Genomic DNA, 26,264 nt, shown 5'->3' with positions numbered 1-26,264 from the left:
CGGTTCGGCCGATATGCCCGTTGTGGGCTCCTGCCGTCCCTCAACTCCCCGACGACCACGGCATCCTGAAGTCGGGATAGAGCGTCAGCCCGCCGTCGACGTAGATGGTCTGCCCGGTGATGTAGGCGGCCTCGTCGGAGGCGAGGAAGGCAAAGGCCGCGGCGATCTCCCCGGGCTCTCCGGCGCGCCCCATCGGGATGTGCCCCTCCACAAGCGCCCTCTTCTCGGGGTCGTCCGTCCACTCCCTGTTGATCGGGGTATTGATTGCTCCGGGGGCGACCGTGTTGACCCGGATGCTCTGCCCGGCGTACTCGAGTGCGAGCGTCCTCGAAAGAGCCCCGAGTCCCGCCTTGCTCGCGGCGTAGGGGGCGTACTGCGGTTTCGGGATGGTCTCGTGAACCGAGGTGTTGTTGAGGATGACGCCCCCGCCTCCACGGTCGAGGAAGTGCCGCACCGCCTCGCGGGAGCAGAGGAACGCGCCCCGGAGGTTCACCGCGAGAACCCGGTCGTAGGCGTCCATAGCCATCTCGTGGGTCGGGCTCGTGGTCTGGATGCCCGCGTTGTTGACCAGGACATCGAGTCTCCCCCATGCCTTGAGAACTTCGCGGAATATGCGCTTCACGTCCTCTTCGCTCGCGACGTTCCCCTGGACCAGCATCTCCCGGCACCCTTTCTCGCGGATGATGCTGCAGGTCTTTTGGGCCTCCTCAAGCGTGATCTCCGCTTCCCTCTCGCTTGAATGGTAGTTTATGGCGACGTTTGCACCCTCGTCCGCGAACCGGATCGCCGTTGCCCGGCCGATCCCGGTCGAGCCGCCGGTGACGAGGACGTTCTTTCCTTCCAGCCGTTTCATATCGCCTCACCTTCCGGGTGGTTTATGAAGGTCTCGGGCGGGTCTCACCGCCACTCCTCGATGACCTTCCGGACAAGCGCCCGCCTCTCCGATCTATCGGCCGTGAGCGCCCGGAACTTCTCCTCGTAGATCGGCTTTTTTACCGAGTAGAACGTTCCGAGCGGGATCGGCGCCTCCCGGTCGTAGTCCCATTCCCGGATCTTTCCTAGAGCGCTCGCGAACTCAGCCGTGTCGGCCTCGCCCTCCTCCATCTCGTAGGCGTGCTCGTTGTAGTAGTCGGTCAGGTTGAAGTAGGTCGCGCAGATCTGGAGGACGTCGACGAACGAGAACCCCCGGTGCATGATCGCCTCCTTGAAGAGGTCTTTTAAGTGCCGGACCTTCTTCGTGTAGCCCCGCGCGATGTGGGTGGCCCCGGCGGCGAGCATGACTTCGAGCGGGTTGATGGGGTGCTCCGTGATGCCGCCGGGGGTGGAGCGGCCGCGAAACCCTTCGGGCGACGTCGGGGTGTACTGCCCCGTCGTCAGCCCGTAGACCCGGTTGTCGTGGACGATGACGGTGATGTCGCTGTTCCGTTTGGCCGCGAAGATGAGATGATCCAGCCCCTCGGCGTAGATGTCCCCGTCCCCGACGTGGCAGATCACCTTTAGATCCGGATTTGCGAGGCGTATCCCGGTAGCCGCCGGGACCGAACGGCCGTGGATGGCGTAGAGGGTGTTGACGTTTAAGTAATCGGCCAGCTTCCCGTGGCACCCGATCCCGCCGAGGAGGACGAAGTTCTCGAGGGGTATCCCCTCCTCCTCCGAGAGTTCGGCGACGGCCGACTTCATCATGTGCTCTATCGAGAAGTTGCCGCAGCCGGGGCACCAGGTGTTCTCTGCCGGGCTGATGAGCCCGCCCGCCGGCCGGCCGGGAGGCTGATCCGGGGTCATGCGAAGACCTCCGCAAGGCGGGCTTCCAGTTCGTCGACCGCGAACGGCCGCCCGTCGTACTTCAGGACCGGGCGGCCCGGATCGAAGCCGTGCTGCCGGAGGAGGCGGGCAAGTTGCCCGGTGGCGTTGTTCTCGACGCAGGCGACCTTCCCTGCCCCGATCATCGCCTCCTTCCACTGGCGGGCGGGGAACGGCGAAAGCACGAGCGGCTGGACGACCCGCGCCCCGAACTCTTCGGCGGCCTCGATGCAGGCCCACTTCTGCGACCCCCAGCAGGCGATCGTCATCCCGGCGTCCCGTGCGCCGTAGGTCATCACCGCCGGGTAGGTGGCAAGTTCCTCCTTGAGGCTCTCGCCTTTCCTGAGCAACTTCTCCTGCAGTTCCCTTGCTTCGGTCGGATCTTCCGTCGTGAACCCGGCCTCGTCGTGGGCGTAGCTGCTTGCCTTGACGATTGCCCCCTCCCTCCCCGGGAAGGCGAGCGGCGATACTCCGTCCTCTGTTTGGACGTAGCGGCGGTACTCCCCTGCGCCGTCCCAGAGCACCGGTTCGTGATCCGGGGGCGGAATGATCGCCCCGGTATCGAAGGAATACGCCCCTTCGGCGAGCGTCTTGTCGGTCAGGACGATCGCGGGAACCTGGTATCGCCAGGAGAGCATCAGGGCTGCCGACGACCAGGCGTAGGTCTCCTCGAGGTCGCCCGGGGCGACGACGAGCCGGGGGAACTCCCCCTGGCCTGCGTTCAGGACGAAGTGGAGGTCGGTCTGGGCGGTGTAGGTCGGTATGCCGGTGCTCGGACCGGGCCGCTGCCCCATCACGATCGTCACGGGGATCTCCGACATTCCGGCAAGCGAGAGGCCTTCGGTCATCAGGCAGAACCCGCCGCCCGAGGTGCCGATCGCCGTCTTTTCGCCCGCGTAGGCGAGCCCGAGCGCCATCAGGATGACGCCGATCTCGTTTTCGGGGTGGATGACCCTGATCGCGAGGTCTTCGGCGCGGTTGGCGAGGAAGTGGAGGAGGCTCGATGAGGGTGTCATCGGGTAGGCGACGTAGGAGTCCAGCCCGCCGTGGACGAGCCCGAGCCCTGCGACTTCGTTTCCGGTCAGGACCGGGAGCGCCGGGGCATCGAGGGGCTCGACGGTGAAGACCCTCTCCACGGCGTCGTAGCCCCGGCCGGCGACCCGGAGGTTCGCCTCCAGGTGCTTTTCCGGGACGGTTGCGCGGAGGACGTCCTCGAGCACCTCCCGCCCGATGCCCGCCACCCGGGCAAGCGCCCCGATCATCGCGGAGTTTTTGGTGATCGGGGGTGCATTCTCCTCTTTTACGATATCGTCGAGCGGGAGGCCGTAGCCTTCGCCCCTCACCACCTGCGAGGCGTCATAGACGACCGTGGTGCCGTCGTGGAGCCTCTGGCGGTGGTTGTCGATGCTGTTCTGGTCGAAGGCGAGGAGGACGTCGACCCGGGTGCGGTGCGCCCCGATCGTTCTGTCCGCGGCCCTGACGATCGCGAAGTTGTGCCCGCCGCGGATGAGTGAGGGGTAGTCGAAGTACATGTAGGTGCGGTAGCCGAGGCGGGAGAAGAGGCCGGCGATGGAGAGGCCCGCCGTGTTGATGCCTTCGCCGGCCTTCCCGCCGATCAATACGGAGTATTCGGCCATGGTGATCGGGCGTGGCGTAGATTGCGTGGCGGTATATAGGTTGTGGCATGCGACGGGCCGAAGGGCCGGAGCAGGAGAAAACGCGAAGCGTTTTCGACTTGCGGGAATTATCGGGCGGGGTTATTGCATGAGCAGCATGGAGCAGGAGAAAACGCGAAGCGTTTTCGACTTGCGGGCGTGGTGCTCACGTTCGCCCTCCTCCCTGCCCCCGTTCTCTTACTGTACCACCGGCGACGCCGTCTCGTCGAAGGGGTTGCTCCGCATCGCAAGCGAGAAGAGGTACGGGTAGTTCCTCTGAAGGTACTCCATGTAGGCGAGCCATTCCCCGATGAGCCGGCCGTACACCCGTTCGACGTCCCCCGCAAGGTGTTCGACGTCGCTTGCCGGGAGCCCGGTAAAGTCCCCCCGCCGTTCGAGTTCTTCGGTCAGGTGGAAGACCGCCCGGAGGAGATTGGTGAACGATTCGTGCTCCAGGAGGACGGGGTTTTCGAGCAGGCGAAGGAGGAATCCCCGCTGCTCTGTAAGGTACCGGCAGAGTTCCTGCAGGTCGGCGGCACCGACGGTGACCCGGCAGGTGTGGTGCCGGAGGCGGCTGCGCACCTCGGAGAACCTCTCAGGTGTCCAGGCGTTCGTTATGACGAGATCGTGTTGGATCTCCGGGAGGTTCGGGTCGCGGTCCGAGAGGATGGTGAGGAGTTCGGTGCCGACCTCCGAGAAGAACGTGCCGATAACCATGTTCAGTTTGTCCAGCCGGTCGCGCTTTGCCCGGACGCTCAGGAGCTGGTTTAAGATGAGGGTGACCAGGAGGACGTTTATCGGGAGGAACCCGAGAGCGTTGAAGATGTACTGGTAGGTGTTCTCGGCGTCGCCGAGCAGGAGGTATTTTACGCCGTAGATGGCGACCGATGAAGCAACGAGGACAATCCCGAGTCTAACTTCCCAGGTCCTGAGACTGATGCGCATGATACGATCACGTACTTCTAGCGGAGAAATAAAGGTTGGGCACCGGGTCCCCCTCAGACCCGCAGGCGTGACGACCCGAGCGCCTCGATGGGTGCGGGGACCTTTTGCCTTCTCGCGATCTCGGCCTCGACCCAGGCGACCAGGTCGAGCAGGCCCGCCTCGATGGTGACTTCGGGCTCGTAGCCGAGAACCTCCCGTGCACGGCCGATATCTGCAAAGCAGTGGCGGATATCGCCGATCCGGCTGATCCCCATGATCTCCGGGGAAAGGTTTTGCCGCCCGGTCATCGTTGCAAGAAGGCCGGCGACGGTCCTAAACGTACAGGGGCGGCCGCTTGCGATGTTGAACGTCCCGTCCGCGGCACCGGGCGACTCGAGGGCAAGGCGGAAGGCGCGCACCGCGTCGTAGACGCTCACGAAGTCGCGCTGCTGGTAACCGTCTTCGAAGAGGTGCACAGGGAGATCCTGGAGCAGGCGGGACGCGTACTCGACCAGCATGCCGGAATACGGGTTTGCATGCCCCTGGTGAGGGCCGTAGACGGGAAATAGCCGGAGAATGGTCGTCGGAATCCCGTAGGTCTCCCCGATCAGCCTGCACATCTCTTCCTGGTCGTGCTTGGAGATGGCGTAGACCGAGAGCGGCGATGCCTCCTTTGTCTCCGGGGTCGGGAGGGGGTAGATCACCTCTCCGTCCGGGCTCCGGGGCTCCCAGCCGCCCCTTGCCGTCTCTCCCGGGGAGCGCCGGACCTTCGGGTAGACGGTTCCGTTGTACGAGCAGTACAGGCCTTCCCCGTAGACGGCGCTGCTCGAGGCGACGATGAGCCGTTCGACCGGCTGATCGAGCAGCGCCTCGAGGAGAACGGCGGTTCCGGCGGTGTTGACGCTCATGTACTTCTCGAGCCGGTACATGCTCGACCGCTCCCCGACGACCGCCGCCAGGTGGATGACGGCGTCGACCCCGTCGAGTGCCTCCTCGAACTGGTGCGTGTCCCGGATATCCCCGACGATGACCTTCGCCCGCTGGTCGAGGTGGTCGGGCCGGCGCCGCTCCGGGCCGTGCACCCGTGGCATCAGGTTATCGAGAATACGAACCTGGTAGCCGTGCTGCAAAAGTTCCGTTGCGAGGTGCGACCCGATGAACCCCGCCCCCCCGGTGATGAGAATGGTCGGACTGGTATCCGTATGCATGGTGTATCAGGCACCCTTGATGCACTCTTCGCATTAAATATTATCGTGGATGCAAAATATTAATAAAAATTGTTTATTGGGGGTATCTGTATCCCCCGAGGTTGTTTTCCTCCCCCGGTCCAACGTCAGGGACATGGTGTGCGGCCAGCGGGGAAGGTTGTTCGTCAATCGATACGCTCTGTCTTACGAGTCGAGGATCGCCTCGGCAGCGTCGCGGTAAGCCCGCATCACGTACGGGATGCCCGAGACCGCTTCCGCCTCCTCGGTCAGGGCCATCAGGTCGTTCCGGCCGACCGTCTTGAGGCTGAAGTTCCGACTTCCGGCCATAATCTGCTGGAGCCCCGTTCTGAACTTCTGGGCGTAGGTGTAGATCCCGATTGCTCCGAGCGGGATCTCGCCTATCCGGCCAGGGTATCTCTCCTTGAGTTCCTCGTAGCAGACGAAGATCTCCTCGACGGTGCTGCCGTACTTCGAGACGGTCCTGGGGATCTCGCCGGTCTCAAGCCACTTCTCGATGTTCTTCCCGACCATGCCGGGGATCATCAGAGCGCGGCCCATGCAGACCGCCTTGACGTAGGGGCTTCCCATGGCGATCCCCTTGAAGACATTGGCCTCGTCCGCGAACCCGCCGGCGATGGCGATGTCCGGGACCCGGATGCTCCGCTCCCGGAGCCTCTCGGCGAACTGGTAGGCAAGCGACTCGATGTAGAAGGTCGGAATGCCCCACTCGTTCATCATCGGCCAGGGGCTCATCCCCGTACCCCCGGGCGCACCGTCGATGGTGAGGAGGTCGATCTTCGCCTCGGCTCCATAGCGGATTGCCATCGCGAGTTCGACGGCCGAGTAGGCGCCGGTCTTGAGGGTGACCCGCTTGAATCCGATATCGCGAAGCCGGTCGACTTCCTCGAGGAACTCTTCCCGGGTGACGAAACCGAGACGGGAGTGCCGCTCGAATTCTTTTATGGCGCCGTCCTGGAAGGCCGCCTGCACCTCGTGAACCCCCGGGTCGGGGAGGACGATATACCCGCGGTCTTTGAGCTGGTTCGCCCGGTCGAGGCTGCCGACTTTGATCTCGCCGCCGATGCACTTTGCCCCCTGGCCCCACTTCAGTTCGATCGTCTCAAGGTTATGCTTCGACGCGACGTACTCCGCGGTTCCGAGCCTCGTGTCCTCCACGTTCAGCTGCACCAGGAGCTCGCCGTAACTGTCTTTGAACTTCCTGTAGGACTCGATCCGGCGATCCATCTCGGGCGATCTGGTGACCTTGCCGTTGTGATCGAGCACCAGTTCCGGATCGACGCCGCAGACGTTCTCTCCGCAGACGAGCGTGATGCCGGATATTGCCGCTCCTATGGCGAAGTGCTCCCAGTTCGCCCGGGCGATCTCGGTCGACCCGAGCGCTCCGGTGAAGATCGGAACCCGCATCGGCACTTTGATCTCCCAGCCGTACTCGGTCCGGGTATCGACGTCCTGAAAGACGGCGGTGTCGGGATTCGCCTCGACGCCTTCCGCCATTCCTTTTGCGCCCCGGGCGTAGCCCTGGATATTCAGGTGCGAGTAGTCGATTGGATAGTCTTTATCCGCCCCGGCCGTGATCTCACCGAACGGGCCGGGGTAGAGCACTTCTCTGCCCCGGAACGATGAGAGCCAGATCTCGCAGGATCCTTTGCACCCGTCGACGCACCGGCTGCAGATACCGGACATCGGAACGACGTCCCGGGAGCGGTTTGTCGTTCCCGTCGCATCGTTAGCGTTTGGTCTTCGCAGATTCATCGGTTGCACCTTCTCAAATGTGGATAGAAGGTTCCTTCCAACACGTATAAATCTTTCTGATCCGCGAACCTGCCGTTCCAATACCCGATTGAAATCTCGTTGCCCCCCGTTCCTTTTCTCTTCGGTCCGATGCGGTTTCCCCGGGGCGCGCCGCCGGGCCGGCAGCATCATAGGCTATTTATATCCTCGTATCTACGGCATGCCGCGAGCGTGGCGAAAGGGTGAAATACCTTGGTGTGCATGAATGCTTTATGAACTTCAGGTTGCTGTCAACTCTGATTGTGCTCCTGCTTGCATTTTCGCTCTCTGCCGCCTGCACCGGCTCGGGCGACCCCGCCGACCCCACAACCCCGAGGGCGACGGCGACGGTCGGGGAGACGCCCGTGGCCACGACGACCGCGGTCTCGCTTACGCCCGGCCCGACGCAGACGGCGCCGCCGGGAAAGGAGGTTGCGTTCGGGATCGAGCCGGGATATCCCTCCCGGTTCACGCATGACCTCACCATCACCTTCGGCGGCGGTAAGGGGCAGGATTACGTGACGCATATCGACGTGCGCGTGACCAAGTCGACCGGGGAAGTCATCACCGACACCCTGGAGCCGATCCGCGGCGACGAGATTGTCATCCAGCAAGCGAAAGGCGAGAACCGGATTGAGATAACCGTATCCTTCGTCACGGGAGGCACCTTCAAGGTCGAAGACCAGATCGTGGAAGTACCCTGATCAAAACAACCTTTTTTCGATCGCCCGGCCTGAAGCATGTTCGGAAAGGCGATCGGGCTTCGTTTTTTTATTTTTTAAAAAGTTATCGAGCGGTTTTTTCCCTGCCTCACGTTCTCTCCACTTCCCACCGCACGAGCAGGCCGTCGTCGAGCCGGACGGCTTCGATGAGCCGCAGCCGGGGAAAGTCTTCCTCCCGGAGAAAACCGGCGCCGTCGGCAGGTGTGGGGGCGTCCTTCCCGCCGATGACAATGTTGCCGACGAACGCCTGGAGTTCGTCGACGAGCCCCTGCTCAAAAAGTGTCCAGATCAGCGTCCCGCCTCCCTCGACCATCAGGCGCCGGACGCCCTGCCGGTGCAGTTCTTCGAGCAGGCCGCGAAGGTCGACGGCCTCTTCGCCGCCGACGACGACGCCGGCGTACTGCCGAAGGTTCGCCACGGCGTTCTGGGGTGCCTTCTCTGAAACGGCGACGATACGCTTCCCGCCTCCTTTGTGAAGGATATCCGCGTCCGGGGGCGTCCTTCCTCCGCCGTCCACCACGATGCGGATGGGGTTCTCGTCCTTTCCGGCCGCCTTTCTTTCGGCCCGGAGTTCCGGGGACTTGACGGTGAGGGAGGGGTTGTCGGCGAGCACCGTGCCGATGCCGACCATGATGGCATCGCTCTCCGCTTTGATCCGATCGACCCGCAAGTAATCCTCGTTACCCGAGATTCTCACCTGTCGCCGCTCTTTCGTCGATATCTTCCCGTCAGCGCTCATGGCGATGTTGACGAAGACAAACGGGCGCATAATCTAGGGTTACACGCCGATCTTCATATATGCTCTCTTTTCGGGAGATATCGAGCCCGCAGAAGTTCCCGCCGTCCCCCTCTTCGCGGATTGAAGTATATTCGGCATCTGCCTGAAAATATCAAATTATTGCACTTGTTTTTCTGAAATGCTACTGTTTATAGGCCGGATGATTCCGAATTGCTTATATACATTTCCCGGGATACTCTCTGTATTGCCTATGCCCCCGAACCGGAGCCTCTTGAGATGTTTTCGACAGGACCTTTTTACCGGGACGGATATCGTCAAGATGATTGTGTTGGTATCGTTCTCGGCGGTGTCGCTCATGCTCACGGCGGCTACGCCGGTGAGCGCTCAGGTCTTCTGCCCCCTCATTTACTGCATCCCGATAATCCTTGCCGCTCTCTGGTTCCCCCGGCAGGCATTCAGGGCGACCGCGCTCCTTGTTGCCGGGTTCGTGATCATCCGGGTGCACCTCTCGGCACTCGGCTTTGCCGTCGATCCCGTGATGACGGGGCTGCACACGATGATCTTCTTCTGGGTCTTTGGGGCCACAACTCTCTTTTCGCAGGATGCTCACCTGGCCGCCTCCCGGTGCAGGCGGATCGTCGAGGATACCCGGGACGCAAGGTTCCTCTGCGACCCTGAGACTCTCCGTGTTGTCTGCGCCAGCAGGAAGTGTGCCGATATGCTCGGTTACGCGCCCCGGGAACTCGTCGGTATCCCGGCAGAGGCGTTCTGGGCGGATGAATCCGGCAAGATCCGGTTCATCGAGGAGATGAAGCGGGAAGGCTACGTCGGAAACGTGGAGATGACTTTTTATGCGCAGAACGGCGATGCGAGGAGAGTTCTTCTCTCCTGCAGGGCCCTTGCCCCCGAGAACCTCTTCGAATGCACGGTTGTGGACACCGGCAGGCTTCTCGGCGAGAACGATGAACTCGTCCGGTCGAACGGGCGACTGATGGAACTCATCCGGCAGACAAACGATATCTTCTTCATGCAGGATGCCGCGGGCTGCATCCTGCACTTCTCCTGGGTTCGTGCGCCCGAGTACGGGATCTCTCCCGAAGAGATCGTCGGGAAGGGTGTGGACACCCTCCTGCCCGCCGACCTTGCCGCGCAGAACATGGAGCAGATCCGGAAGGTGATCGCGGAGCAGAAGAACGCCTGTTATGACCTCGACCTGGAGATAGCGGGCGCCCGGCATACCTTCTCCGTTACAATCGCACCGTATAACGGGGTGGACGGCGCGTTCGCCGGCATCGTGGGGTCGGCACGGGACACCACCGAGGTGCGGCGGCAGAGGCTTGCGTGCAGGCAGCTCTCCTGGGAGGTTGAACAGTGGAAGGAGCTCGTCACCAGGCTTGCCCACGAATTACGCACCCCGTTGCAGCCGCTCGTCGGTTATCTCCGGATGATCGTCGAAGATCCCGGTTATTACGGCCTCACGAAGGATACGGAGGCGGCCCTCAGGACCTGCCTTGAGTGTGCCGACCAGGAGCAGGCGGTGGTGGAGAGGGTGGTCGAGCTCAGTCTGCTCACGATGGACTACGTCGATCTGACCGTTCAGGACGTACCGCTCCGCGAGCTTGTCGACACCGCCGTCTCGGAAGGGGGATACGAACATAGTGCCCGGATTTGTAACGAAATACCTGATAACGTCCATATCCTGGGAGATCCCGATAGGCTTTCCATGGCGGTGGCAGGACTGGTATCGAATGCCGTTAAGTATAATGAACCGCCAGAGAAAGTATGGATCCGCTATACGAGATCAAATGAGAACCATTATATTATGGTGTGTGATAATGGCATCGGTATCCCCGGGGATATTATCGAATCGATCTTTGAGCCGTTCTACATCGGAGACGCCAGACAGGATCGCGAAGGCGGCAGCACCGGCCTTGGGCTCTCGATCGCAAACAAGTATGTCCTGCTGCATGGGGGGGATATAACGGTGACGAGTGAGGTGGGCGAAGGGAGCACCTTCACCATCAGGATACCAAGGGAGGTATGAGTTTTGGGAAACAAGATTATGGTCGTTGACGACGACCTGCCGACGCTGGAAGTAATGGAGCTGCTGCTCAAAAAGATCAACCGCGAACCGCTCCTGGTTCACAACGGATGGGATGCCCTGCGGGCAATTAAGAAAGAGAAGCCCGCGCTCATCATTCTCGACGTGATGATGTCTCCCATAGACGGATGGCAGTTCCTGGAAGAACTAAAACGGAATGACGAATACAAGGATATCCCGGTCTTGCTCTTCACTGCAAAACATGTCTGGCCGGAGGAGTATTCGAGATACGCGGACGATATCGTCGGTGTCCTGGAAAAGCCCATCTCTCTTGCCGAGTTGAAGGCTGCCCTGGAGAGGGCCCTTCCCCGGGACGCCTCTTCTCACACGGACGACGACGCTCGCCGTACCCTCGAGATCAAAAGCGAGTGACCTCTTTTAGCACGCATCCCCACGGCATCCTCGCGGCTTTGCACATCTCCCACCGAAAGGCATTTTATCGGTTGGGTGCGTATTACCGGGTAGTGTTCCTCTCATGATCGTTACGGATCTCCCCGGGTATCCCTCCCTCAGGGAATACCAGCGAATCGTGGGCACAAGGCAGTTTTCGGCGATCGAGGAACTTGCCGGGCGTCTCTCCGGTGTCAAGATCCAGGAGATCAACTCGACTCGCTACGGAGGCGGCGTCTCGGAGATCCTGATCTCATACGTTCCGTTTCTCAACGCGCTCGGCCTCGAGACGATCTGGAGCATCATGGAAGCCGAACCGGCGTTCTTCGACGTGACAAAGACGCTCCACAACTTCCTCCAGGGCCGGGGGGGCGGTTTTTCGCCGGCGATGATCGAGACCTACTGGGAGGCCCAGCGGCAGAACGACGGGTTGATCGAGGACGATTTCGATGTCGTGACCATCCACGATCCCCAGCCGCTCGGCCTCGTTGAGTTCCTGACGAACCGGGAGCTCGAGCGAAAGAGGCTGCTCTGGCGGTGTCATGTCCAGCTGGAGACGGTACCCACCACGACCGTCGGGAGCATCGGCAACATCCTGCGAAGGCTGGTCGAGAAGTATCACGCCGGGGTATTCTCCAGTTTCCAGTATCTTCCTCTCTGGAACGTGCCGAGTTTCATCATCCCGCCGTTCATCGACCCCCTATCCGAGAAGAACCGCGACCTCCCCTCATCCGAGATCGACGCAACCCTCGCGAAATACGGTATCGACCCGGAAAAGCCGATCGTCACCCAGGTCTCCCGGTACGATGTCTTCAAAGACCCGGTCGGCGTTATCCAGGCGTTCAAAAAGGTCCGGCAGAAGATGCCCTGCCAGCTCGTCCTCGTCGGCGGCCGGGCGTGCGACGACCCGGAGTGTTTCATCGTCCTGCGTGAGGTCCGCGAGACGGCCGAGGACGATCCCGATATCCATATCCTCGATCTCCCGCCGGACAGCCACCGCGAGATCAACGCGCTCCAGCGGGCGTCGAACGTGATCGTCCAGAAGTCCATCAAAGAGGGATTCGGGCTGACGGTGACCGAAGGGCTCTGGAAAGAGAAGCCGGTCGTCGCCGGGAGCGTCGGCGGCATACCGCTCCAGATCCGCGACGGCTGGAACGGCTACCTGGTCTCGACGGTCCAGGAGACCGCCGACCGGATCCTCCATCTCCTCCGGAACCCGGAGTTGGCCCACGAGATGGGCGCACGGGGCAAGGAGTTCGTGCGGGAGTACTATCTCCTCACCCGGGGCGTGCAGGATCACCTCACCGTCATCGACCAGGTGGTCAACGGCAGGATCACCGCCCGGGACAGCGTCATCTGCTACCACCCGCAGGTGGTGACGACCAGGATGGCCGGGTGCGCGGCCCGGCATTGATGCCTGCCCGCTCCGGCCGCCGTCACTCGATGGGGATCTTTTTGCCGCCGGGCCCGGACAGTCCCCCCCTCTTCTTCAGGCGCACTTCGAGAACGCCGTTCTTGAACCCGGTCCCGGCGTCTTCTGCCGTCACGCTCGCGGGCAGGCGTATCATCCGGCTCAGGGTGCCTTCTCCGCGTTCGTGGATGTAGTAAGTCTCCTGCTCCTCTTCAACCGGCCCGGCGCGCCTCGCCGTTATTCGCAGGGTCTGGGGGTTTAGGAGGTTGATCCGGATCTCGTCTTCTTTCGCGCCGGGCAGTTCCGCAACGACGATCACCTCGTCGCCGTGTTCGAGAATGTCGACCCGGAAGTCTGCGGTGAGGCCCGGGAAGTCGCGGCTCCCGCCGCGTGAGACCGGCGGCAGCCCGCCTCTCTTCCCGCTCCCGGGGGTTCTGTCAAACCCGCCTTCCCGGTTGTCCGTTCTCTGATCCCCATCCTGCCGCCGCCCGGGGCCGGAAGGGTCGTCTTCTCTCCCTGTCATGGTCCTTGCCTCCTGCAGTCCGGTTGCTGTCGGATGGCCGGTCGCCATCCGCCGCCCCCTCTTGAGCTCGCATACTTAACGTTTTGTACCCGGGTACCGGGGTCGCCTTCTCTTGCAGCCACGCCTCCGGCGATGTATACGTTGCGGTCTTCCCGGCACCCCGGGCCGGTGCCGGGCCGGATAATCCGGGGCTGTCGTCGGGAGTGCTGTCGATACGGCCAAAAAAAACGTTCTTTATGCCCTCGTTTGCCGGCCGTTAGGTTTTTGTGGAGTGACCGGCATGGGGAGCAACCCCCCGGTTTTCCGGGGTGCGGGGGGACCGCAAGGTTCACCGCCCGTACCGCCGTACTGCCGGAGATGCCCGTGCCGATGGATATGCGGGGGTTATGGAGGAAGACGAGATGGCGCAATTCAAACCATTCGAGATGGAAGGCATGCCTATCGAAGAGCAGCCCATGAACTGGAAGGATATGGTTCCGGCCCCGTACGACAAAAAGGCGGTCGACGCCTACACCCGGACCCGGATCATCCTCATGAACGGTATCGAGAACAACGCTGTCCTGATGTCGCATGCGATCGAGCGGATGCACCCCGATCCCGAGGTGAAGAAGTCGATGGCCCTGATGCGGCGGATCGACTCCCAGCAGCAGGAGACGATCAACTGGCTCAACCCGGCGGACCAGTCGGTCATCGAGACCACCCTCGGCTACGAGCAGGTGGCGGTCGACCTCACCGCGAACCTGGCAAAGAACGAGCCCGACCCGTACGTGAAGCAGACGCTGGACTTTGCGCTGCTCGAGGACTTCGACCATCTCTACCGCTACAGCTGCCTCTACGACTACATCGAGGGCGGCGACCCCGACTCGATCGTCCAGGGCAAGACCGAGGTCAAGCCGGGCCGGCCGACGAGCATCGAGCACCGCCACCCCGACGACTCGATGCGCAAACACTACGACAAGGATACGGCCGACATCAAGACGAAGATGAACTACATCACGATCACCGCAGGCGAGCAGCAGACGATGCTCTTCTACCGGTCGCACGGGTTCATGTATCCCGACGACATCGCACGACAGCTCTACGCCGAGATCGCGGAGATTGAGGAGCAGCACGTGACCCAGTACGGGCTGCTCGGCGACCCGAACGAGACGATGCTTGAGAAGATGGCGATGATGGAGCTCAATGAGGCTTACCTCTACTATTCCTGTGCCCAGACCGAGAGCGACCCGAGGATCAAGGGGATCTGGGAGAAGTTCATGAAGATGGAGGTCGCGCACTTCGATGAGTGTGCACGGCTGATCCAGAAGGTCGAGGGGCGTGATATCATGGATATCGTGAAGGCCGACGTCATCGAGCCCCTGGTCGTCTTCGAGGAGAACAAGGACTACGTCAACAGTGTCATCGACAACCAGCTCGACCTTGCGCCCCACAACATGGAGTTCGTGCGGATGCGCGACCTCCCGGACAGCTGGGCGAGTTTCGGCTACCTGCGCGTCATGAACGCAAAGGGTGTGCCGAGCGAGGAGGTTGTCGGCAAAGCGGGCCCGAGCCTTGCAGAGCGCGACCAGGCGGAGAATATCCGGAAGGTCAAGCAGGAGGCCGCCCGCCGGGTCGAGAAGGGCATGGCAGCGGTGCCTGCCCGATAAGGTCCCTTTTTTGGGTTTTGTTGAAACCCTCTCCCGGAGGATGAATTATCTCCGGATAATCCATGTCTCACCGACGCACGCGAAGGCGCGAAGAACGCGAAGTCTGGATGGGTATTGACTGTCTCCCTTCGCGACTTCGCGGCTCGAAGCCTACGGCTTCTCACGCTCCCGTCCTGTGGACAGTCGCGGCTCGCACCTACGGTGCTCAAGCTCGCTGCGCTCGCACTTCGCGTGAGACCCACATCACCCGCCTCTATCGGCAACCGAGTGTTATCCAGGGGTTGTGGAAAGCATTTCAACAGGGCCCTTTTTTGCTTGACGGCCCGAACCTTCGGGCTGCTGTGCGGCTTACCTCTTCCGCGGAAGAGTATACTGTTGTCTCTGCCCTGTTTGCCTCACACAACTTGCGATGGCCCGGAGGATCTTATGCACCACCCGCTACATATCTGGTGCCGGTAGTTCGCCGTTACCCCCTGGCCTCCCTGAGCGTGAACACAAACGCCGCCCCCTCCTCAGGGCGGCCCGGCACCCGGTCCTCGACCCAGATCCTGCCGCCGTAGCGTGCAACAAGCATCCGGCAGATCGAGAGGCCGAGACCCTGGCCGCTCTCCCGGCCCTTCCCCTGCTCGAACCGGGAAAATATGGCTTTCTTCGCCTCGTCCGGAACCCCCGGGCCGGTGTCGGTGACGGTGACGAGGAGAAACCCGTCCTCTTCGGCATCCTCGACGGTTATGGTGACCTCGACATCCGGCCCGCCGTGTTTTGCGGCGTTGACGATGAGGTTCGTGAAGAGTTCGGGCAGGAGGTCGTCGGCGAGTACCGTCACGCCCGGTTCCTCATACACGATGCGTATATCCGGATGGTGCGCGATCTCTTCCCGGATCACCCGGTCGAGGTCGACCGGGCGACGCGCCGTCCGGCTCTCGCGGATCCTGCGGATCGTGGCGACGTTCGCCGTGATCTCGATGCTCTTTCTGATGCCGGCCCGGAGTTTCTGCAGGTACTCCCGCTCCTCCCCGGCGAGCGTCTCGCCGAGCAGTTCGGCGTAGATGTTTGCGATGTTGTCGGCGTTTTTGATGTCGTGGGTGAGGATATCCAGGTAGAGGTTCGCCTCCCGGTTCGCCGCCTCGAGCCGTGAGTAGAGCATCCCACGAAGAACCCCGCTCCCGACCTCGCGGCCGATCGCTTCGAGAACCCGCCGGGTTTCCTGCGGGATCTCCGGTGCGGCGGTGCTCCCGAGCACGAGCGCCCCGACGACGGAGGATTCGGCGGTGAGGGGAATGAAGGCCAGGGAAGCGACGCCGAAGTCCGCGAGCACGTCAAGATCCCGGCCGGGCGCATCTTCCGTCCCCTCGGCGAACCACGGTTGCCCCGCGACGAACACCCGGTTGTAGGGCCAGTGCCGGACGTTGAGCCTCCCGTTATGCATCAGGGCGAACTCGGAGACCTCCCGGTGGCACCGGACGGTCGCCTGCATCCGGTCTCCCTCCTCCAGCATGTAGATCGACCCGACATCGAACCCGAGGTTGTCGAGCGCCGCATCGAGCGTGTTTTCGAGCAGTTCGTCCAGGGTGAACCCGGATGCCGAGGCGGTGATGACCGCGTTCAGGACGGCGAGCCTCCTGTTCCGGACACTGACTTCTTCCGCTGCCTGTACCCGTTCCGTAACGTCGGCAAGCGAAAGCACCAGCCCCAGGACGCCTCCCGCGGCATCCTTCACCGGCACGAGACTCCAGTCCCAGTAGGTCGTCCCGCGTTCGGGCTGGTCAACGTACGCGAACGGTTTTGCGTGTATCCGGAACGGCTCGCCGGTATCCCGAACCCGCTCAAAGATCGCCTGGTTCTCCGGGTTCGGGAAGAGGTCGAAGTGGTTGCGGCCGAGAAGTTCCTCCTTCGCATGCCCGGAACCTTCTGCGTAGGCGGTGTTCACGCGAACGAACTGGAAATGGGGATCGAGGTAGGCGAGGTGGATGTCGGTGTACTCCATGACCGTCCGGAGGATGTCGCGTTCTGCCGCGAGGTCGGCCGCGAGCGACTGGTTCTCGGCGAGCAGCCGCTCCCGCTCCGCGTCCACCTGAATCCTGCGGGTGATGTCCCGGACAAGCCACAGGATCTCCGTAAGGCCGCCCCGGTCGTCCCGGACGGCGGTGGCGGAAAGGGAGACGGGGATGGGCTCTCCGGTCGCCGGCTGCATCCTGACCTCGATCCCCCGCAGGGGGCCTGAGACCCCGCCCTCGAATCGGGCGACGAGGTCACGGCAGGCCTTCCTGTTCCCCGGGACGATGTGATCGGCGCCGGCCGTCCCGATCAGGGTTTGCCGGTCTTTTGCGAGGAGGAGGGCTCCCGCCCGGTTCACGTCGAGGATCGTTCCCTGCGGGTCGCAGACGAAGTAGCCGTCGGGGGCGAGTTTGAAGAGTTCCCGGTAGTGCCTCTGCTCCTGTTCGAGACGGCGGTGGTTCTCCTCGCTCTTCTTCCTCGCGGTGATGTCGCTGACGAGGAGGAGCACCGCGCCGCCATCCGGGACCCGGACCGAGCATGCCACCCACCTGTCGGGAGCAATCCGGCATTCCAGCCCGGAGATTATCTTCCTTTCCCGGATCGCCGCGATCAGCCGCCCGGCTGCCTCCTGATCGGCGATGAGCGGTGCGAGGTGGGTGCGGATGAGCGCCATCGCGTCCGCCCCGGTGAGATCCCTGTTGTCCGGCAGCGATAGAAGGCTTTGAAAGATCCGGTTGATCCGTACCACTCTCCTGTCGGCGTCGAGCAGGAGCACGCCGTCTTCGAGTTCGTCGAGGGTGGCGCGTGGGTTGAGCACTTCATCGGATGCAGGTGTGGATGACATGGTGGGTTCGGCCGTTCTGCGTATCTGGGGTGGAACCTGATCGACGGTAAACTTTGGCATGGGATGTACCAAAAGGAGGCAGTCCCGTACAGGCCGGTATTTACGGTTGTGGATGAAGATTTTACGGTCTGTTCATATATCGGGCATACCCTGCACAGATAGATACCTTTATATCTTTTCGCGCATATGAGTAATATGTTACAACAGAGGTGAACAGCAATGCCAGGATTTGATGGTACCGGGCCCCAGGGTATGGGGCCGATGACCGGGCGGCGCATGGGCCGGTGTGTCCTGCCGCCGCAGCCGCCGGCAGAGGGCAGCCCTGCCGGAGAAACGAACGAGACCACCCAGCAGGCTCCGGCCCAGCAGCAGCCTGTTTACGGCCTTGGGCGAGGCGGAATCCCGTACGGGTGCGGTCGTGGCCGCGGCTTCGGCGGCGGACGCGGGCGCCGGTGGTGAACGCCTGATGCGAGCTGGTGTGGGCCGGATTGCCATCCGGCCGCCCCTCGCGGAGCCTGCCGGAGTACAGTAAGCATGGCAGCAATTATCGATCCGGAACTCTGCACCGGGTGCGAAACCTGTGTGGATGCCTGCCCGGCCGGAGCAATCCGGATGGAAGACGCGAAGGCAAAGATCGACGCCGGGCTCTGCATCGACTGTGGAACCTGTGTCGACGAGTGCCCGTCAGGCGCCATACGTCTTGAGTAGTGCCGGCCGGGCAGAGTCCAGCCGGTGAAAAAACCTTTTTTTAAGCGATTCTACACAGACTGCTATACCTGCAGGGTCAGTTGCGGTCAAACACGGTTACTCAAACCCGGGTACGGGTGATCCGTCCCGGGTTATGGAGCATGAGTGGAAGAGTAGGGAAAGAAGGGGTTTGGTGCCGTTAGCACGGCGAGGATCCCGGTGATGCGTGCAGACAGGGTTCTCCCTGCCGGCCCGTGGCTACCAGCACCGCCAACCGCGGCCCCGTCCCCCGCCGAAGCCGCGGCCACGGCCGCCACCGCGTGGCAGCCCCCCGCGGCCGAGACCGTAGACCGGTCCCGGGTAGGGTGAGTACGGAACGCGATAACCCCCAACGGGGCCCCACACGGGCGGCCACTGTCTCCGTGCGGCGGGGTTGCAATAGCCGAACCCGCCGCCGGTCAGCGGCCCCTGCCCTCCTGGTCCTGTACCGTCAAATCCTGGCATGATTCATCTCCTTGCGGGCGTACTCTCGCCCGCCATTATTACTCATATGTTCGCAAGTATATATATGTTCTTGTAGCGGCGAGCGAAAAGGCAGGTGTTGGTGTTCTGGACGTTGCCTGCCGGGATGGCCCGGAGAACCATGTTGTCGCGGCTGAAAAGTTCGTGGCCCCGCTCTTTCCCCATCATGATGATCTCTCGCACGAGAAGATCGAAGCCGTCCTGCCGGTTCAGGCACTTCGTGCCCTCGATGCCGGCGGTTGAGAGGGGATCTACCTTTCGTTCCCGGCGTTCGGCAGGGCGTTTCTCGCTTCGCGGGCAAAAGCAAGCGTCCGCTCAGGGTTGCGGACACCGTCTTTCTTGACGCCGGTATGCACGTCGACCCCGTAGGGGCGGACCTTCCGTATCGCCTCCCGAACGTTCTCCGGCGTAAGCCCTCCCGCAAGTATGACGGGAATTGCCGAGTTTGCGACGATTGCCGCGCTGATGTTCCAGTCGTGAGGGACCCCCGTTCCCCCGAGCCTCTCCCGGGTCCTGGTGTCGAGGAGGAGTGCGTCGGCGTAAGGCTCGTAGCGTTTTGCCGCCGCGACGGCCGATGCGTCCGTCACGTGAACGGCCTTCACGATCGTTACGTACGGGAGAGCGTCGCGGACGGCGTCCAGTTCGGTGGGTTCGACGGTGTTCTGGACCTGCAGCGTCGTGCAGCGCGACTCTTTCACCAGCCCGATAAGGTCCTGTGTCTCCTGCAGGTGGGTGACCGCGACCGGTTCGACGAACGGCGGGAGACGGCGTACCATCTTCGCGGCTTCTGCCGCCGTCACGAAATCGCTGCTCTGGTGGGTTACGCCCATGATGAACCCCACGGCGTCGCAGCCCGCGTCGATTGCGCACCGCATATCCGCAAGGCTGGCAGTTCCGCAGAATTTTACACGCATCGCGATCACTTCACAACGACATCAGAAAAGTTGCTCGAAGTGCCCCCGCCCGGATTTGAACCGGGGACAACCAGATCTTCAGTCTGGCGCTCTCCCAGTCTGAGCTACAGGGGCTTCTGCCTTACAGTGTTGTCGGTCGTTCCTAATAAATACTGTGTTGCCCCGGGACGGCGGGGCGGGAGCGGGCCCATAACCGCCTTTTTATCACGTCGTACGCCGATATAAAGAACAATGGGCGGAAGCGATCCAAAGCCGGATGCCCCGGGCGGAAACCTCATGCAGGCGCTCTCCGGGAGGACGGAGAACGTCGTGCACCTCACGCACAACGACCTCGACGCCGTCGGGAGCGACGCCATTCACCGGAGAACCTACGGGAAGGTCTTCACCGTCTGGTCTTCGGTCGGCAAATTCCTCTCCCTCTTCGACGCTGTTGCCGGTTCCCCGGGACGGGGGGACCTCCTCAGCATATCGGATCTCGGCTACCAGCAGGGTGTCGAGCAGCGGCTGGCGAAGGCGCGCTCCAACGGGTGGCGAATCGAGTGGCGCGACCACCATCGCTGGAAGGACGAGGAGATCCGTGCCGTCGAGAAGAAGACGACCCTCCTCCACGTCGACGTTTCCACCTGCGCGACCGGGATCGTCGCCCGCGACCTCGCCCCCGGTGATCCGGTGGCCGAAGAGATCGCGCGGGTCTCTGCGACTACGACCTCTGGAAGCACCAGGACCCCCGGTCGAAGATGCTCGGCCAGGTGGTGATGCGGAAGGGCTGGCGGGAGTACGTCCGCGACAACCTTGTCGGGGGAACGATCGTCGACGCGAAGGTTGAGAGCGAGTACAGCGAGATCGTCCGGGAGATGGAGCGGGACATCAAAAAGAGCATCCGGCACACCACCATCATCGAGGACGGCCGCTACCGGATCGCGTTCGCTCCCCTCTACGGCTACCCGAGCGAGACCGCTCACGCCATCCGCGAAGAACTCGGCACCGAGATCGAGGTGATCGTCTCCTCTAACGGCCGGATATCCATCCGTTCCGTCCCCCCCGTCAGCCATATCATCGCCCGGGAGTTCTCCGGCGGCGGGCATCCCCACGCGGCGGGAGGAACGTTCTCTTTCACCCTCCCCGATCGGCTCCTCTTCTGGCTCATAAAGAGGAACCGCCACTACCGCCGCCTGGCGGAGAAGGCGGAGTCTATCGAGGAATGAGCGCCCGCTCGACGAGGCTCTTCCAGTAGTCCGAACAGGAGTCCTCGCAGTAGCCGCCCGCCTCGAGCATATCCGGGTCGGCGAGTTCGGCCGCGGCCGCCGCGAGATCCGTTCCCTCCGCATCGAGCAGGATCAGCTTTCGGACGCGGAACCGGTCCATCAGGTCCGGGGCGCGGTCGAGCGCGGCCGCAGGGAGGACGAGGGTGTCCTGGTATTCGAGCAGGAGTTCCAGGTCGAAGGTCTCCGGGTTTCTGGGGAAGAAGAGGACTTTTCTCCCCGCAAGCACCTCGAGTTCGATCGCATCCGCCACATCTGCGACCAGAACGTGGCCCTGAACGCCTGCATCCCGCATCTCCCGCGCAAGGCGAGCATACAGGTCCGCTATCGTCTCGGAGAACTCTTCCTCTTCCCCGATGCAGGCGTCGCGAAACCCGAGCATGCGGGGGGCGGGGAGGGCGACCCATGCATCTTTGCGTCTTGCCCTGACGAATCGGGCATCGTCGGCCACGGCTGCCGGATCGATCCCCGGTTCGCCGACGAGCACCCCGTCCTCCATGCCGAGGAATGCCCCGCTCAACCGCTCGCCGTAGAAGACGCCGCCTGCGGCCGGTATCGCCACGCCTTCCTGGACGTCGAGCGAACGTTCGAGCCGGTAGGTGGTAAGATCCGCTACCACCCCTCTCTTCCCCTTCAGCCACTCCGCGAGTTCGGGAACCGCAGGCGTTCCGACCTCGGAGCCGAACGACCTCACCGGGATTCTAATCTGTCGTGCCATGCGCTGGTATCTTTATTAGCATCGCAACCAGAGTAAATAAGGATGAGTGGTAAGCCGTTGCTGGTAACGTGCGGGCTCCCGTACACGAACGGTCCCTGCCATATCGGGCACCTGCGGACCTACGTGCCGGCGGATTTTTACGTCCGGTATATGCGCCGGTCCGGGGAGGAGGTCGTCTTTGTATGCGGTTCCGACAACCACGGGACGCCGATCGTGATCAGCGCCGAGCAGGAGGGTTCGACACCCCGTGTCCTTTCGGAGCGGTATCACGAGCACTTCTACGAGACGTTCCGGCGGATGGACGTCGTCTTCGACCGGTTCGGGATGACCGACGACGCTATGAACCACGAGACCACCCGCTCGATCGTCGAGCGGCTCATCGAGAACGGCTACGTCTACGCAGAGACCGTCAGCCAGAGTTACTGCCCGGACTGCGAGCGGTTCCTCCCCGACCGCTACGTGGAGGGGATCTGCCCGCATTGCGGGGCGGTCGCCCGGGGCGACGAGTGCGACCAGGGGTGCGGGCAGCACCTGGAGCCCGGCGAGATCAAGGACGCGATCTGCAAGATCTGCGGCGGTAAGGCGGAGTACCGTGAGCAGGAGCACTACTTCTTCAGACTCTCGGCGTTCCGCGAGTTCCTCCTCGACTATCTCCCCAATCTCCGGGGCACGTCCACCGCCCGGAACTACGCCCTCGGGTGGGTGAAGGAGCTCCTGCACGACTGGTGCATCACCAGAACGCTGGACTGGGGCGTCAAGTTCCCCGGACGCGACGACCTCGTCGTCTACGTCTGGGTCGACGCGCCCATCGGCTACATATCGTTCACGAAAGAGTGGGCACAGAATGCCGGCGCCGACTGGAAGGACTACTGGTGCGGCGACGATACCCGCGTCACGCACTTCATCGGCGGGGACATCATCTACCACCACTGCATCTTCTGGCCGGCGCTCCTCAAAGGGGCGGGCTACGGCCTCCCGCACGCGGTGGTCGCGAGCGGCATGGTCACGATCGAGGGCAAAAAGTTCTCGAAGTCCCGCGGCTACGTCGTCTGGACGAACGACGACTACCTCGACCAGGGTCTCCCGGCGGACTACCTCCGCTACTACCTCCTCTCCTACACGAACCACACGAAGGAGCTCGACTTCTCCTGGAAGGTCTACGCCGAGCGGGTGAACAACGAGATCGTCGGGACGCTCGGGAACTTCATCTACCGGACGATGTACTTCGCCGAGAAGGAGTTTTCCGGCGTGCCCGACCTCGCCCCCCGGCCGGAGGTCATCGAGGAGATCGAGCGGTCGCTCGCCGGAATCGACGCCCTGATGCGGGACTACGACTTCAAGAACGCCGTCGATGCGATGATGACGCTCGCATCGTTCGGGAACGCCTACATCCAGAACAACGCCCCCTGGAAATTGATCAAGGAGGACCGGGCCGCGGCAGAGCAGGTGATCGCCGACTGCCTCCAGATCGTCAAAGCGCTCGTCCTCGTCTTCGAGCCGCTGATGCCCGACGCGATGCAGCGGGCCTGGACGATGCTCGGCTACGAGGACAACGTTGCAGATCACCCGATCGCCGAGGCCACGGAGCCGGTGGGGGCACGACCGCTCGAAAAACCCTCTACCCTCTTTACGAAGGTCGAGAAGGAGCAGGTCGCCGTCCTAGAGGCGACCCTTAATCTGCGGGTGGAGCAGGCAAAGGAGGCGGCCGCACCGAAGATGCCCACCGTTTCCATCGAGGATTTCGCAAACCTCGACATCCGGGTAGCGAAGGTCGTCTCGGCCGAACCGATCAAGGGCTCGAAGAAGCTCTACAAGCTCGTCGTCGACCTTGGAAGCGAGAAGCGCCAGGTGGTCAGCGGGATCGCCCAGTTCTACGCCCCCGACGAACTGGTGGGGAAAGACGTGGCGCTGATCGCAAACCTTGCCCCGGCAAAGATCTTCGGCGTCGAGAGCAGGGGAATGATCCTCGCCGCCGGCGACGAGGCCTCCCTCCTGGTTCCCCTCCGGCCGGTTAAGCCGGGGACGAAAATCCGTTGATCGGCTCGATCCGGTCAACCCTGTTTTTTTCCTGAAAACGTGAATCGGTCTGGACGTTCTAGAGACGGCCGAGCGCTTCTCGTCCGGTCATGCCGACGGCAACGCCGCGCTCGCGTGCATGCCTGTTCGCCCCCTTGATCTCGCCGCGGAGGAGGTCATCGACGGTCTCGATCGAGGATGCGCCTCCTGCGGGTTTGACACGCGCTGCGGGGTAGCCGAACCTCTCAAGCGCATCGACGTCGAACGCGCCGCACCCGACCATCCCCGCATCCGTCACCACCGCCACGAGGTTTACCGGGCCGAGGGGTATGACGTACCCGTCGGCGTCTTTTCCGGCCAGTCTGACCGTTTCATGCTTCATGGGATGTCATTGGCCGGATGTCGGCATCAACCCCGCGGTTCTGCGGCACGCGGCGAGGAGCATCCCGTGGATCGGATGCCTGTATTCCTCTTACGGAAAATGGGATCAAAAAATCGACGGGCCTGGAGGGATTCGAACCCCCGGCATCCGGGTTAGAAGCCCGGCGCTATGTCCTGGCTAAGCCACAGACCCCTGTGGTATTCCCATACATTTTGGACGCGAGGAGTTATTAACCCTTTGAGGACGGCGCTTAAGCTCCGGTCATATGATCTGGCGGGGCTCAAGTTCCGTTCCTCGGACTAAAGGGAGGGCATCATCCGGCCCGGTAACATGCCGACCGGATGATCTCGACCTTGGTCGGGTCCCCCCACTTCCGCCCCTCCACGTCGCGGGCGATGGTCATCCCCCGGAACTGGACCTTGATCCGGGCGGACATCCGCTCCCGCTCCTCGTAGAAGAACGGGTTGGCGACCTCGATCCGCCTCATGCTGATGTTGAGGGCGAGGAGATCGACCATGATCCCCGGATCGCCTGGCGAGAGATCTTCCTCGTTGACCGACGTCACGAAGATGCACTCCCCGGGAGCGGTCTCGGTCAGCGTGATGATGTTGTGGGCGCTGTTCAGCTCGAGGGTGCGGGCCTTGCCGCTCTTGAGTTCGGCAATGACCGACGGCGAGATTCCGGTTAACGCTGCATACTTCATGGCAATCACCCGTACATCGGCAGTTGTTCTCTCCGTGGTGTGGCCTCGGTCTTCTGCACCTGCTCGGCGATCTGGGACATCGCCGCCTCGATCTCCACCGCCTGTTCGAGCAGCGGCTGGATGTCCAGGCTGAGGCCGTAGATCTGGTTCAAGACCTCGATCGTGGCCGCGGACGACCGCGGGTCAGGGGTGTTCACCGTCTCCCCGAGCAGCCCTATCCCCGGGATACCCCGGGTCTTGCACTCCGTGAGGAGGCTTGCCGCGACGCCCGAGATGCTTCCCATCGGGAGGATGATCGTCTTCTCTTCGACGCGCTGCAGCACCCCGCTGCTGGTCGCGACCCCGAAGACCCTCTTTTCCGGCTCGTTCGTGATGATCCCTGCGATCGTGACGACCTCCCTGATGTCGAACTGCGCGAGCCAGTCCATGATACCGTTCGCCACCTCGTAGCAGATCGCCGGGTGAACGGGAACGTCGGAGACGACCGCGGCGAGGTGATCCTTCTCGTAGAGACGTACGGGAGCGTTAATCACGCCCTTCGACATAAGGGCGACCGGCGGGAAGTATTTGCTCGTGATCGCCCCGATTTGCTCGAATTCCATCTGCTCGACGAGATATTGCAGGGCAATACTCCCGACGAGCCCGCTCCCGGGAAAGCCGATCAGAACTGTTTTTTCGGCGCCCTCGAGCGCTCTGGATATGACCTTTATATCGTCCATGGGATCAATCACTCACTCCTGGATTAGTTTAACATAGCTGGATGTCCCTTAAAAATATTATGCAGGAATACCAGATCAAGCGCGGATACACGAAACAACTCGCAGAATCCATGATCCAGGGTCTCCGCGACCAGTTCGGGATCGAACCCCGTGCGGCGGAGGACGGCCACTATATCATCTCCTACGGAGCGCTCCTGCGCCTTGAGGTCTGGCTGGGCACGGGAGGCAAAACCCTGATCGTCGATACCGAGGCGGGCAATGATGCCGACGACGAGACGATCATCGACACCAACCGCCGGTTCCGCAACTATCTCCAGCAGGTGACAGGGTATACGGCAAAAGAGCGGGCGAAGAAAGCCCAGAAGGCCGTGAAGGGGAAGGAATAATCGGATTCTTCTCTTCGGCAGGGCGTTTCTTCTTTTTTGCGGGCTGTAAATCCGCATTTTTCATTCAAATTTTCGGTGCAGCGAGGTAGAGTGGTCCTGCCGTTCTGATGTCGTTGCTTGTCGGTTGTATGTGACCAAAATGATGAGAATGCTTGGCATACTGGACCGTGGGGATATCGCCATTGGGGGAACGACGCTCCGTA

The 26,264-nt window shown here is 62.4% G+C and carries 26 protein-coding genes and 2 tRNA genes; 11 read left to right on the top strand and 17 right to left on the bottom strand.

Going from position 1 to position 26,264, the window contains the following annotated elements:
- Positions 1-40 precede the first annotated feature (40 nt).
- The 6 genes from EI28_RS00680 to EI28_RS00655 all read right to left on the bottom strand — a co-directional run bounded on the left by EI28_RS00680 (position 41) and on the right by EI28_RS00655 (position 7,360).
- Complete coding sequence (locus tag EI28_RS00680) at positions 41-853, bottom strand: glucose 1-dehydrogenase (protein WP_048111848.1); 813 nt, start codon at positions 851-853, stop codon at positions 41-43.
- A gap of 44 nt (positions 854-897) precedes the next feature.
- On the bottom strand, positions 898-1,782 hold the full coding sequence (locus EI28_RS00675; RefSeq protein WP_048111847.1) for a thiamine pyrophosphate-dependent enzyme: 885 nt from the start codon (positions 1,780-1,782) through the stop codon (positions 898-900).
- Positions 1,779-3,437 carry a 2-oxoacid:acceptor oxidoreductase subunit alpha gene (locus EI28_RS00670; protein ID WP_048111846.1) on the bottom strand — a complete coding sequence of 553 codons (1,659 nt, stop codon included), beginning with the start codon at positions 3,435-3,437 and terminating at the stop codon, positions 1,779-1,781. The genes EI28_RS00675 and EI28_RS00670 overlap by 4 nt, the downstream gene beginning before the upstream one ends.
- 216 nt (positions 3,438-3,653) lie before the next feature.
- The gene (locus EI28_RS00665) at positions 3,654-4,400 is read right to left on the bottom strand and encodes a hypothetical protein (RefSeq protein ID WP_052379628.1); all 747 of its coding nucleotides are present in this window, start codon (positions 4,398-4,400) and stop codon (positions 3,654-3,656) included.
- 53 nt (positions 4,401-4,453) lie between these two features.
- A complete protein-coding gene (locus EI28_RS00660) occupies positions 4,454-5,587 on the bottom strand; it encodes an NAD(P)-dependent oxidoreductase (protein ID WP_048111844.1) in 1,134 nt (377 codons plus the stop codon).
- A gap of 183 nt (positions 5,588-5,770) precedes the next feature.
- On the bottom strand, positions 5,771-7,360 hold the full coding sequence (locus tag EI28_RS00655; RefSeq protein WP_048111842.1) for an FMN-binding glutamate synthase family protein: 1,590 nt from the start codon (positions 7,358-7,360) through the stop codon (positions 5,771-5,773).
- Between the two features lie 281 nt (positions 7,361-7,641).
- Here EI28_RS00655 and EI28_RS00650 point away from each other — a divergent pair, with 281 nt between their 5' ends.
- On the top strand, positions 7,642-8,082 hold the full coding sequence (locus EI28_RS00650) for a hypothetical protein (protein ID WP_231476505.1): 441 nt from the start codon (positions 7,642-7,644) through the stop codon (positions 8,080-8,082).
- Positions 8,083-8,188: 106 nt separating this feature from the next.
- Here the strand turns inward: EI28_RS00650 and EI28_RS00645 are convergent, their stop codons facing one another.
- Complete coding sequence (locus EI28_RS00645) at positions 8,189-8,869, bottom strand: 2,5-diamino-6-(ribosylamino)-4(3H)-pyrimidinone 5'-phosphate reductase (RefSeq protein ID WP_048111839.1); 681 nt, start codon at positions 8,867-8,869, stop codon at positions 8,189-8,191.
- Positions 8,870-9,158: 289 nt separating this feature from the next.
- On the opposite strand from EI28_RS00645, the gene EI28_RS00640 reads away from it, so the two are divergent.
- The 3 genes from EI28_RS00640 to EI28_RS00630 all read left to right on the top strand — a co-directional run bounded on the left by EI28_RS00640 (position 9,159) and on the right by EI28_RS00630 (position 12,744).
- Positions 9,159-10,883, top strand: a complete 1,725-nt coding sequence (locus EI28_RS00640; RefSeq protein WP_231476504.1) for a PAS domain-containing sensor histidine kinase — start codon at positions 9,159-9,161, stop codon at positions 10,881-10,883.
- A gap of 18 nt (positions 10,884-10,901) precedes the next feature.
- Complete coding sequence (locus EI28_RS00635) at positions 10,902-11,312, top strand: two-component system response regulator (protein ID WP_048111834.1); 411 nt, start codon at positions 10,902-10,904, stop codon at positions 11,310-11,312.
- Between the two features lie 103 nt (positions 11,313-11,415).
- Positions 11,416-12,744: a glycosyltransferase gene (locus EI28_RS00630; RefSeq protein WP_048111832.1), complete on the top strand. Its 1,329-nt coding sequence runs from the start codon at positions 11,416-11,418 to the stop codon at positions 12,742-12,744.
- A 22-nt stretch (positions 12,745-12,766) separates the two neighbouring features.
- Here EI28_RS00630 and EI28_RS00625 read toward each other — a convergent pair whose 3' ends face one another.
- A complete protein-coding gene (locus EI28_RS00625; protein WP_048111830.1) occupies positions 12,767-13,264 on the bottom strand; it encodes an Hsp20/alpha crystallin family protein in 498 nt (165 codons plus the stop codon).
- A 401-nt stretch (positions 13,265-13,665) separates the two neighbouring features.
- Here EI28_RS00625 and EI28_RS00620 point away from each other — a divergent pair, with 401 nt between their 5' ends.
- The gene (locus EI28_RS00620; RefSeq protein WP_048111865.1) at positions 13,666-14,910 is read left to right on the top strand and encodes a hypothetical protein; all 1,245 of its coding nucleotides are present in this window, start codon (positions 13,666-13,668) and stop codon (positions 14,908-14,910) included.
- Between the two features lie 466 nt (positions 14,911-15,376).
- Here the strand turns inward: EI28_RS00620 and EI28_RS00615 are convergent, their stop codons facing one another.
- Positions 15,377-17,725, bottom strand: coding sequence for a PAS domain-containing protein (locus tag EI28_RS00615; protein WP_052379627.1), 2,349 nt, complete (start codon positions 17,723-17,725; stop codon positions 15,377-15,379).
- A 246-nt stretch (positions 17,726-17,971) separates the two neighbouring features.
- Between EI28_RS00615 and EI28_RS14315 the strand changes: the two genes are divergently transcribed.
- On the top strand, positions 17,972-18,211 hold the full coding sequence (locus EI28_RS14315; RefSeq protein WP_082223031.1) for a DUF5320 domain-containing protein: 240 nt from the start codon (positions 17,972-17,974) through the stop codon (positions 18,209-18,211).
- 75 nt (positions 18,212-18,286) lie between these two features.
- Positions 18,287-18,460 carry a 4Fe-4S binding protein gene (locus EI28_RS00610; protein ID WP_048111827.1) on the top strand — a complete coding sequence of 58 codons (174 nt, stop codon included), beginning with the start codon at positions 18,287-18,289 and terminating at the stop codon, positions 18,458-18,460.
- A gap of 525 nt (positions 18,461-18,985) precedes the next feature.
- Here EI28_RS00610 and EI28_RS13865 read toward each other — a convergent pair.
- From EI28_RS13865 to EI28_RS00600, 3 genes are all read right to left on the bottom strand, one after another.
- Entirely contained in the window at positions 18,986-19,129 is a 144-nt protein-coding gene (locus EI28_RS13865; RefSeq protein ID WP_197018449.1) for a hypothetical protein, read from the bottom strand.
- 83 nt (positions 19,130-19,212) lie between these two features.
- On the bottom strand, positions 19,213-19,875 hold the full coding sequence (locus EI28_RS00605) for a phosphoribosylanthranilate isomerase (protein WP_048111863.1): 663 nt from the start codon (positions 19,873-19,875) through the stop codon (positions 19,213-19,215).
- Between the two features lie 40 nt (positions 19,876-19,915).
- A tRNA-Phe gene (locus EI28_RS00600) sits at positions 19,916-19,989 on the bottom strand.
- Between the two features lie 117 nt (positions 19,990-20,106).
- On the opposite strand from EI28_RS00600, the gene EI28_RS15370 reads away from it, so the two are divergent.
- Both EI28_RS15370 and EI28_RS15365 read left to right on the top strand, forming a co-directional pair.
- Entirely contained in the window at positions 20,107-20,631 is a 525-nt protein-coding gene (locus tag EI28_RS15370; RefSeq protein WP_369792230.1) for a hypothetical protein, read from the top strand.
- Positions 20,613-21,080 (top strand): hypothetical protein, encoded by a 468-nt coding sequence (locus tag EI28_RS15365; protein WP_369792229.1) that lies wholly within the window; start codon positions 20,613-20,615, stop codon positions 21,078-21,080. The genes EI28_RS15370 and EI28_RS15365 overlap by 19 nt, the downstream gene beginning before the upstream one ends.
- On the opposite strand, the gene EI28_RS00590 is transcribed toward EI28_RS15365, so the two are convergent.
- Positions 21,067-21,855 (bottom strand): hypothetical protein, encoded by a 789-nt coding sequence (locus tag EI28_RS00590; RefSeq protein ID WP_048111826.1) that lies wholly within the window; start codon positions 21,853-21,855, stop codon positions 21,067-21,069. The two genes, EI28_RS15365 and EI28_RS00590, sit on opposite strands and share 14 nt — an antisense overlap.
- 42 nt (positions 21,856-21,897) lie before the next feature.
- On the opposite strand from EI28_RS00590, the gene metG reads away from it, so the two are divergent.
- Complete coding sequence (metG, locus tag EI28_RS00585; protein WP_048111825.1) at positions 21,898-23,892, top strand: methionine--tRNA ligase; 1,995 nt, start codon at positions 21,898-21,900, stop codon at positions 23,890-23,892.
- A gap of 58 nt (positions 23,893-23,950) precedes the next feature.
- Here metG and EI28_RS00580 read toward each other — a convergent pair whose 3' ends face one another.
- The 4 genes from EI28_RS00580 to EI28_RS00565 form a co-directional block, all read right to left on the bottom strand.
- Positions 23,951-24,253, bottom strand: coding sequence for a YunC family protein (locus tag EI28_RS00580; protein ID WP_048111824.1), 303 nt, complete (start codon positions 24,251-24,253; stop codon positions 23,951-23,953).
- 117 nt (positions 24,254-24,370) lie between these two features.
- Positions 24,371-24,445 (bottom strand) — tRNA-Arg (locus EI28_RS00575).
- A gap of 121 nt (positions 24,446-24,566) precedes the next feature.
- Entirely contained in the window at positions 24,567-24,956 is a 390-nt protein-coding gene (locus EI28_RS00570) for a DUF473 domain-containing protein (RefSeq protein WP_048111862.1), read from the bottom strand.
- A gap of 5 nt (positions 24,957-24,961) precedes the next feature.
- Positions 24,962-25,675 carry a proteasome assembly chaperone family protein gene (locus EI28_RS00565; protein ID WP_048111822.1) on the bottom strand — a complete coding sequence of 238 codons (714 nt, stop codon included), beginning with the start codon at positions 25,673-25,675 and terminating at the stop codon, positions 24,962-24,964.
- 59 nt (positions 25,676-25,734) lie between these two features.
- Here EI28_RS00565 and EI28_RS00560 point away from each other — a divergent pair, with 59 nt between their 5' ends.
- Positions 25,735-26,061 carry a DUF5611 family protein gene (locus EI28_RS00560; RefSeq protein ID WP_048111820.1) on the top strand — a complete coding sequence of 109 codons (327 nt, stop codon included), beginning with the start codon at positions 25,735-25,737 and terminating at the stop codon, positions 26,059-26,061.
- The last annotated feature ends 203 nt before the right edge of the window (positions 26,062-26,264 follow it).

The sequence above is a fragment of the Methanoculleus sp. MH98A genome, assembly GCF_000691865.1.
GTDB lineage: Archaea > Halobacteriota > Methanomicrobia > Methanomicrobiales > Methanoculleaceae > Methanoculleus.
Note: the sequence above shows the minus strand (reverse complement) of the source record. Positions and strands in the feature narration are given on the sequence as shown.

What these genes read in the sequence shown, in the direction of transcription:
- EI28_RS00620 (WP_048111865.1), top strand. Translation starts at nt 13,666, where the DNA reads ATGGCGCAATTCAAACCATTCGAGATGGAAGGCATGCCTATCGAAGAG.
- metG (WP_048111825.1), top strand. Translation starts at nt 21,898, where the DNA reads ATGAGTGGTAAGCCGTTGCTGGTAACGTGCGGGCTCCCGTACACGAAC.
- EI28_RS00670 (WP_048111846.1), bottom strand. Translation starts at nt 3,437, where the DNA reads ATGGCCGAATACTCCGTATTGATCGGCGGGAAGGCCGGCGAAGGCATC.
- EI28_RS13865 (WP_197018449.1), bottom strand. Translation starts at nt 19,129, where the DNA reads ATGATGGGGAAAGAGCGGGGCCACGAACTTTTCAGCCGCGACAACATG.
- EI28_RS00570 (WP_048111862.1), bottom strand. Translation starts at nt 24,956, where the DNA reads ATGAAGTATGCAGCGTTAACCGGAATCTCGCCGTCGGTCATTGCCGAA.
- EI28_RS00640 (WP_231476504.1), top strand. Translation starts at nt 9,159, where the DNA reads ATGATTGTGTTGGTATCGTTCTCGGCGGTGTCGCTCATGCTCACGGCG.
- EI28_RS00590 (WP_048111826.1), bottom strand. Translation starts at nt 21,855, where the DNA reads ATGGCACGACAGATTAGAATCCCGGTGAGGTCGTTCGGCTCCGAGGTC.
- EI28_RS00680 (WP_048111848.1), bottom strand. Translation starts at nt 853, where the DNA reads ATGAAACGGCTGGAAGGAAAGAACGTCCTCGTCACCGGCGGCTCGACC.
- EI28_RS00660 (WP_048111844.1), bottom strand. Translation starts at nt 5,587, where the DNA reads ATGCATACGGATACCAGTCCGACCATTCTCATCACCGGGGGGGCGGGG.
- EI28_RS00580 (WP_048111824.1), bottom strand. Translation starts at nt 24,253, where the DNA reads ATGAAGCATGAAACGGTCAGACTGGCCGGAAAAGACGCCGACGGGTAC.
- EI28_RS00665 (WP_052379628.1), bottom strand. Translation starts at nt 4,400, where the DNA reads ATGCGCATCAGTCTCAGGACCTGGGAAGTTAGACTCGGGATTGTCCTC.
- EI28_RS15370 (WP_369792230.1), top strand. Translation starts at nt 20,107, where the DNA reads ATGGGCGGAAGCGATCCAAAGCCGGATGCCCCGGGCGGAAACCTCATG.
- EI28_RS00675 (WP_048111847.1), bottom strand. Translation starts at nt 1,782, where the DNA reads ATGACCCCGGATCAGCCTCCCGGCCGGCCGGCGGGCGGGCTCATCAGC.
- EI28_RS00560 (WP_048111820.1), top strand. Translation starts at nt 25,735, where the DNA reads ATGCAGGAATACCAGATCAAGCGCGGATACACGAAACAACTCGCAGAA.
- EI28_RS00630 (WP_048111832.1), top strand. Translation starts at nt 11,416, where the DNA reads ATGATCGTTACGGATCTCCCCGGGTATCCCTCCCTCAGGGAATACCAG.
- EI28_RS00625 (WP_048111830.1), bottom strand. Translation starts at nt 13,264, where the DNA reads ATGACAGGGAGAGAAGACGACCCTTCCGGCCCCGGGCGGCGGCAGGAT.
- EI28_RS00655 (WP_048111842.1), bottom strand. Translation starts at nt 7,360, where the DNA reads ATGAATCTGCGAAGACCAAACGCTAACGATGCGACGGGAACGACAAAC.
- EI28_RS00610 (WP_048111827.1), top strand. Translation starts at nt 18,287, where the DNA reads ATGGCAGCAATTATCGATCCGGAACTCTGCACCGGGTGCGAAACCTGT.
- EI28_RS00645 (WP_048111839.1), bottom strand. Translation starts at nt 8,869, where the DNA reads ATGCGCCCGTTTGTCTTCGTCAACATCGCCATGAGCGCTGACGGGAAG.
- EI28_RS00565 (WP_048111822.1), bottom strand. Translation starts at nt 25,675, where the DNA reads ATGGACGATATAAAGGTCATATCCAGAGCGCTCGAGGGCGCCGAAAAA.
- EI28_RS14315 (WP_082223031.1), top strand. Translation starts at nt 17,972, where the DNA reads ATGCCAGGATTTGATGGTACCGGGCCCCAGGGTATGGGGCCGATGACC.
- EI28_RS00605 (WP_048111863.1), bottom strand. Translation starts at nt 19,875, where the DNA reads ATGCGTGTAAAATTCTGCGGAACTGCCAGCCTTGCGGATATGCGGTGC.
- EI28_RS00635 (WP_048111834.1), top strand. Translation starts at nt 10,902, where the DNA reads ATGGTCGTTGACGACGACCTGCCGACGCTGGAAGTAATGGAGCTGCTG.
- EI28_RS15365 (WP_369792229.1), top strand. Translation starts at nt 20,613, where the DNA reads ATGCTCGGCCAGGTGGTGATGCGGAAGGGCTGGCGGGAGTACGTCCGC.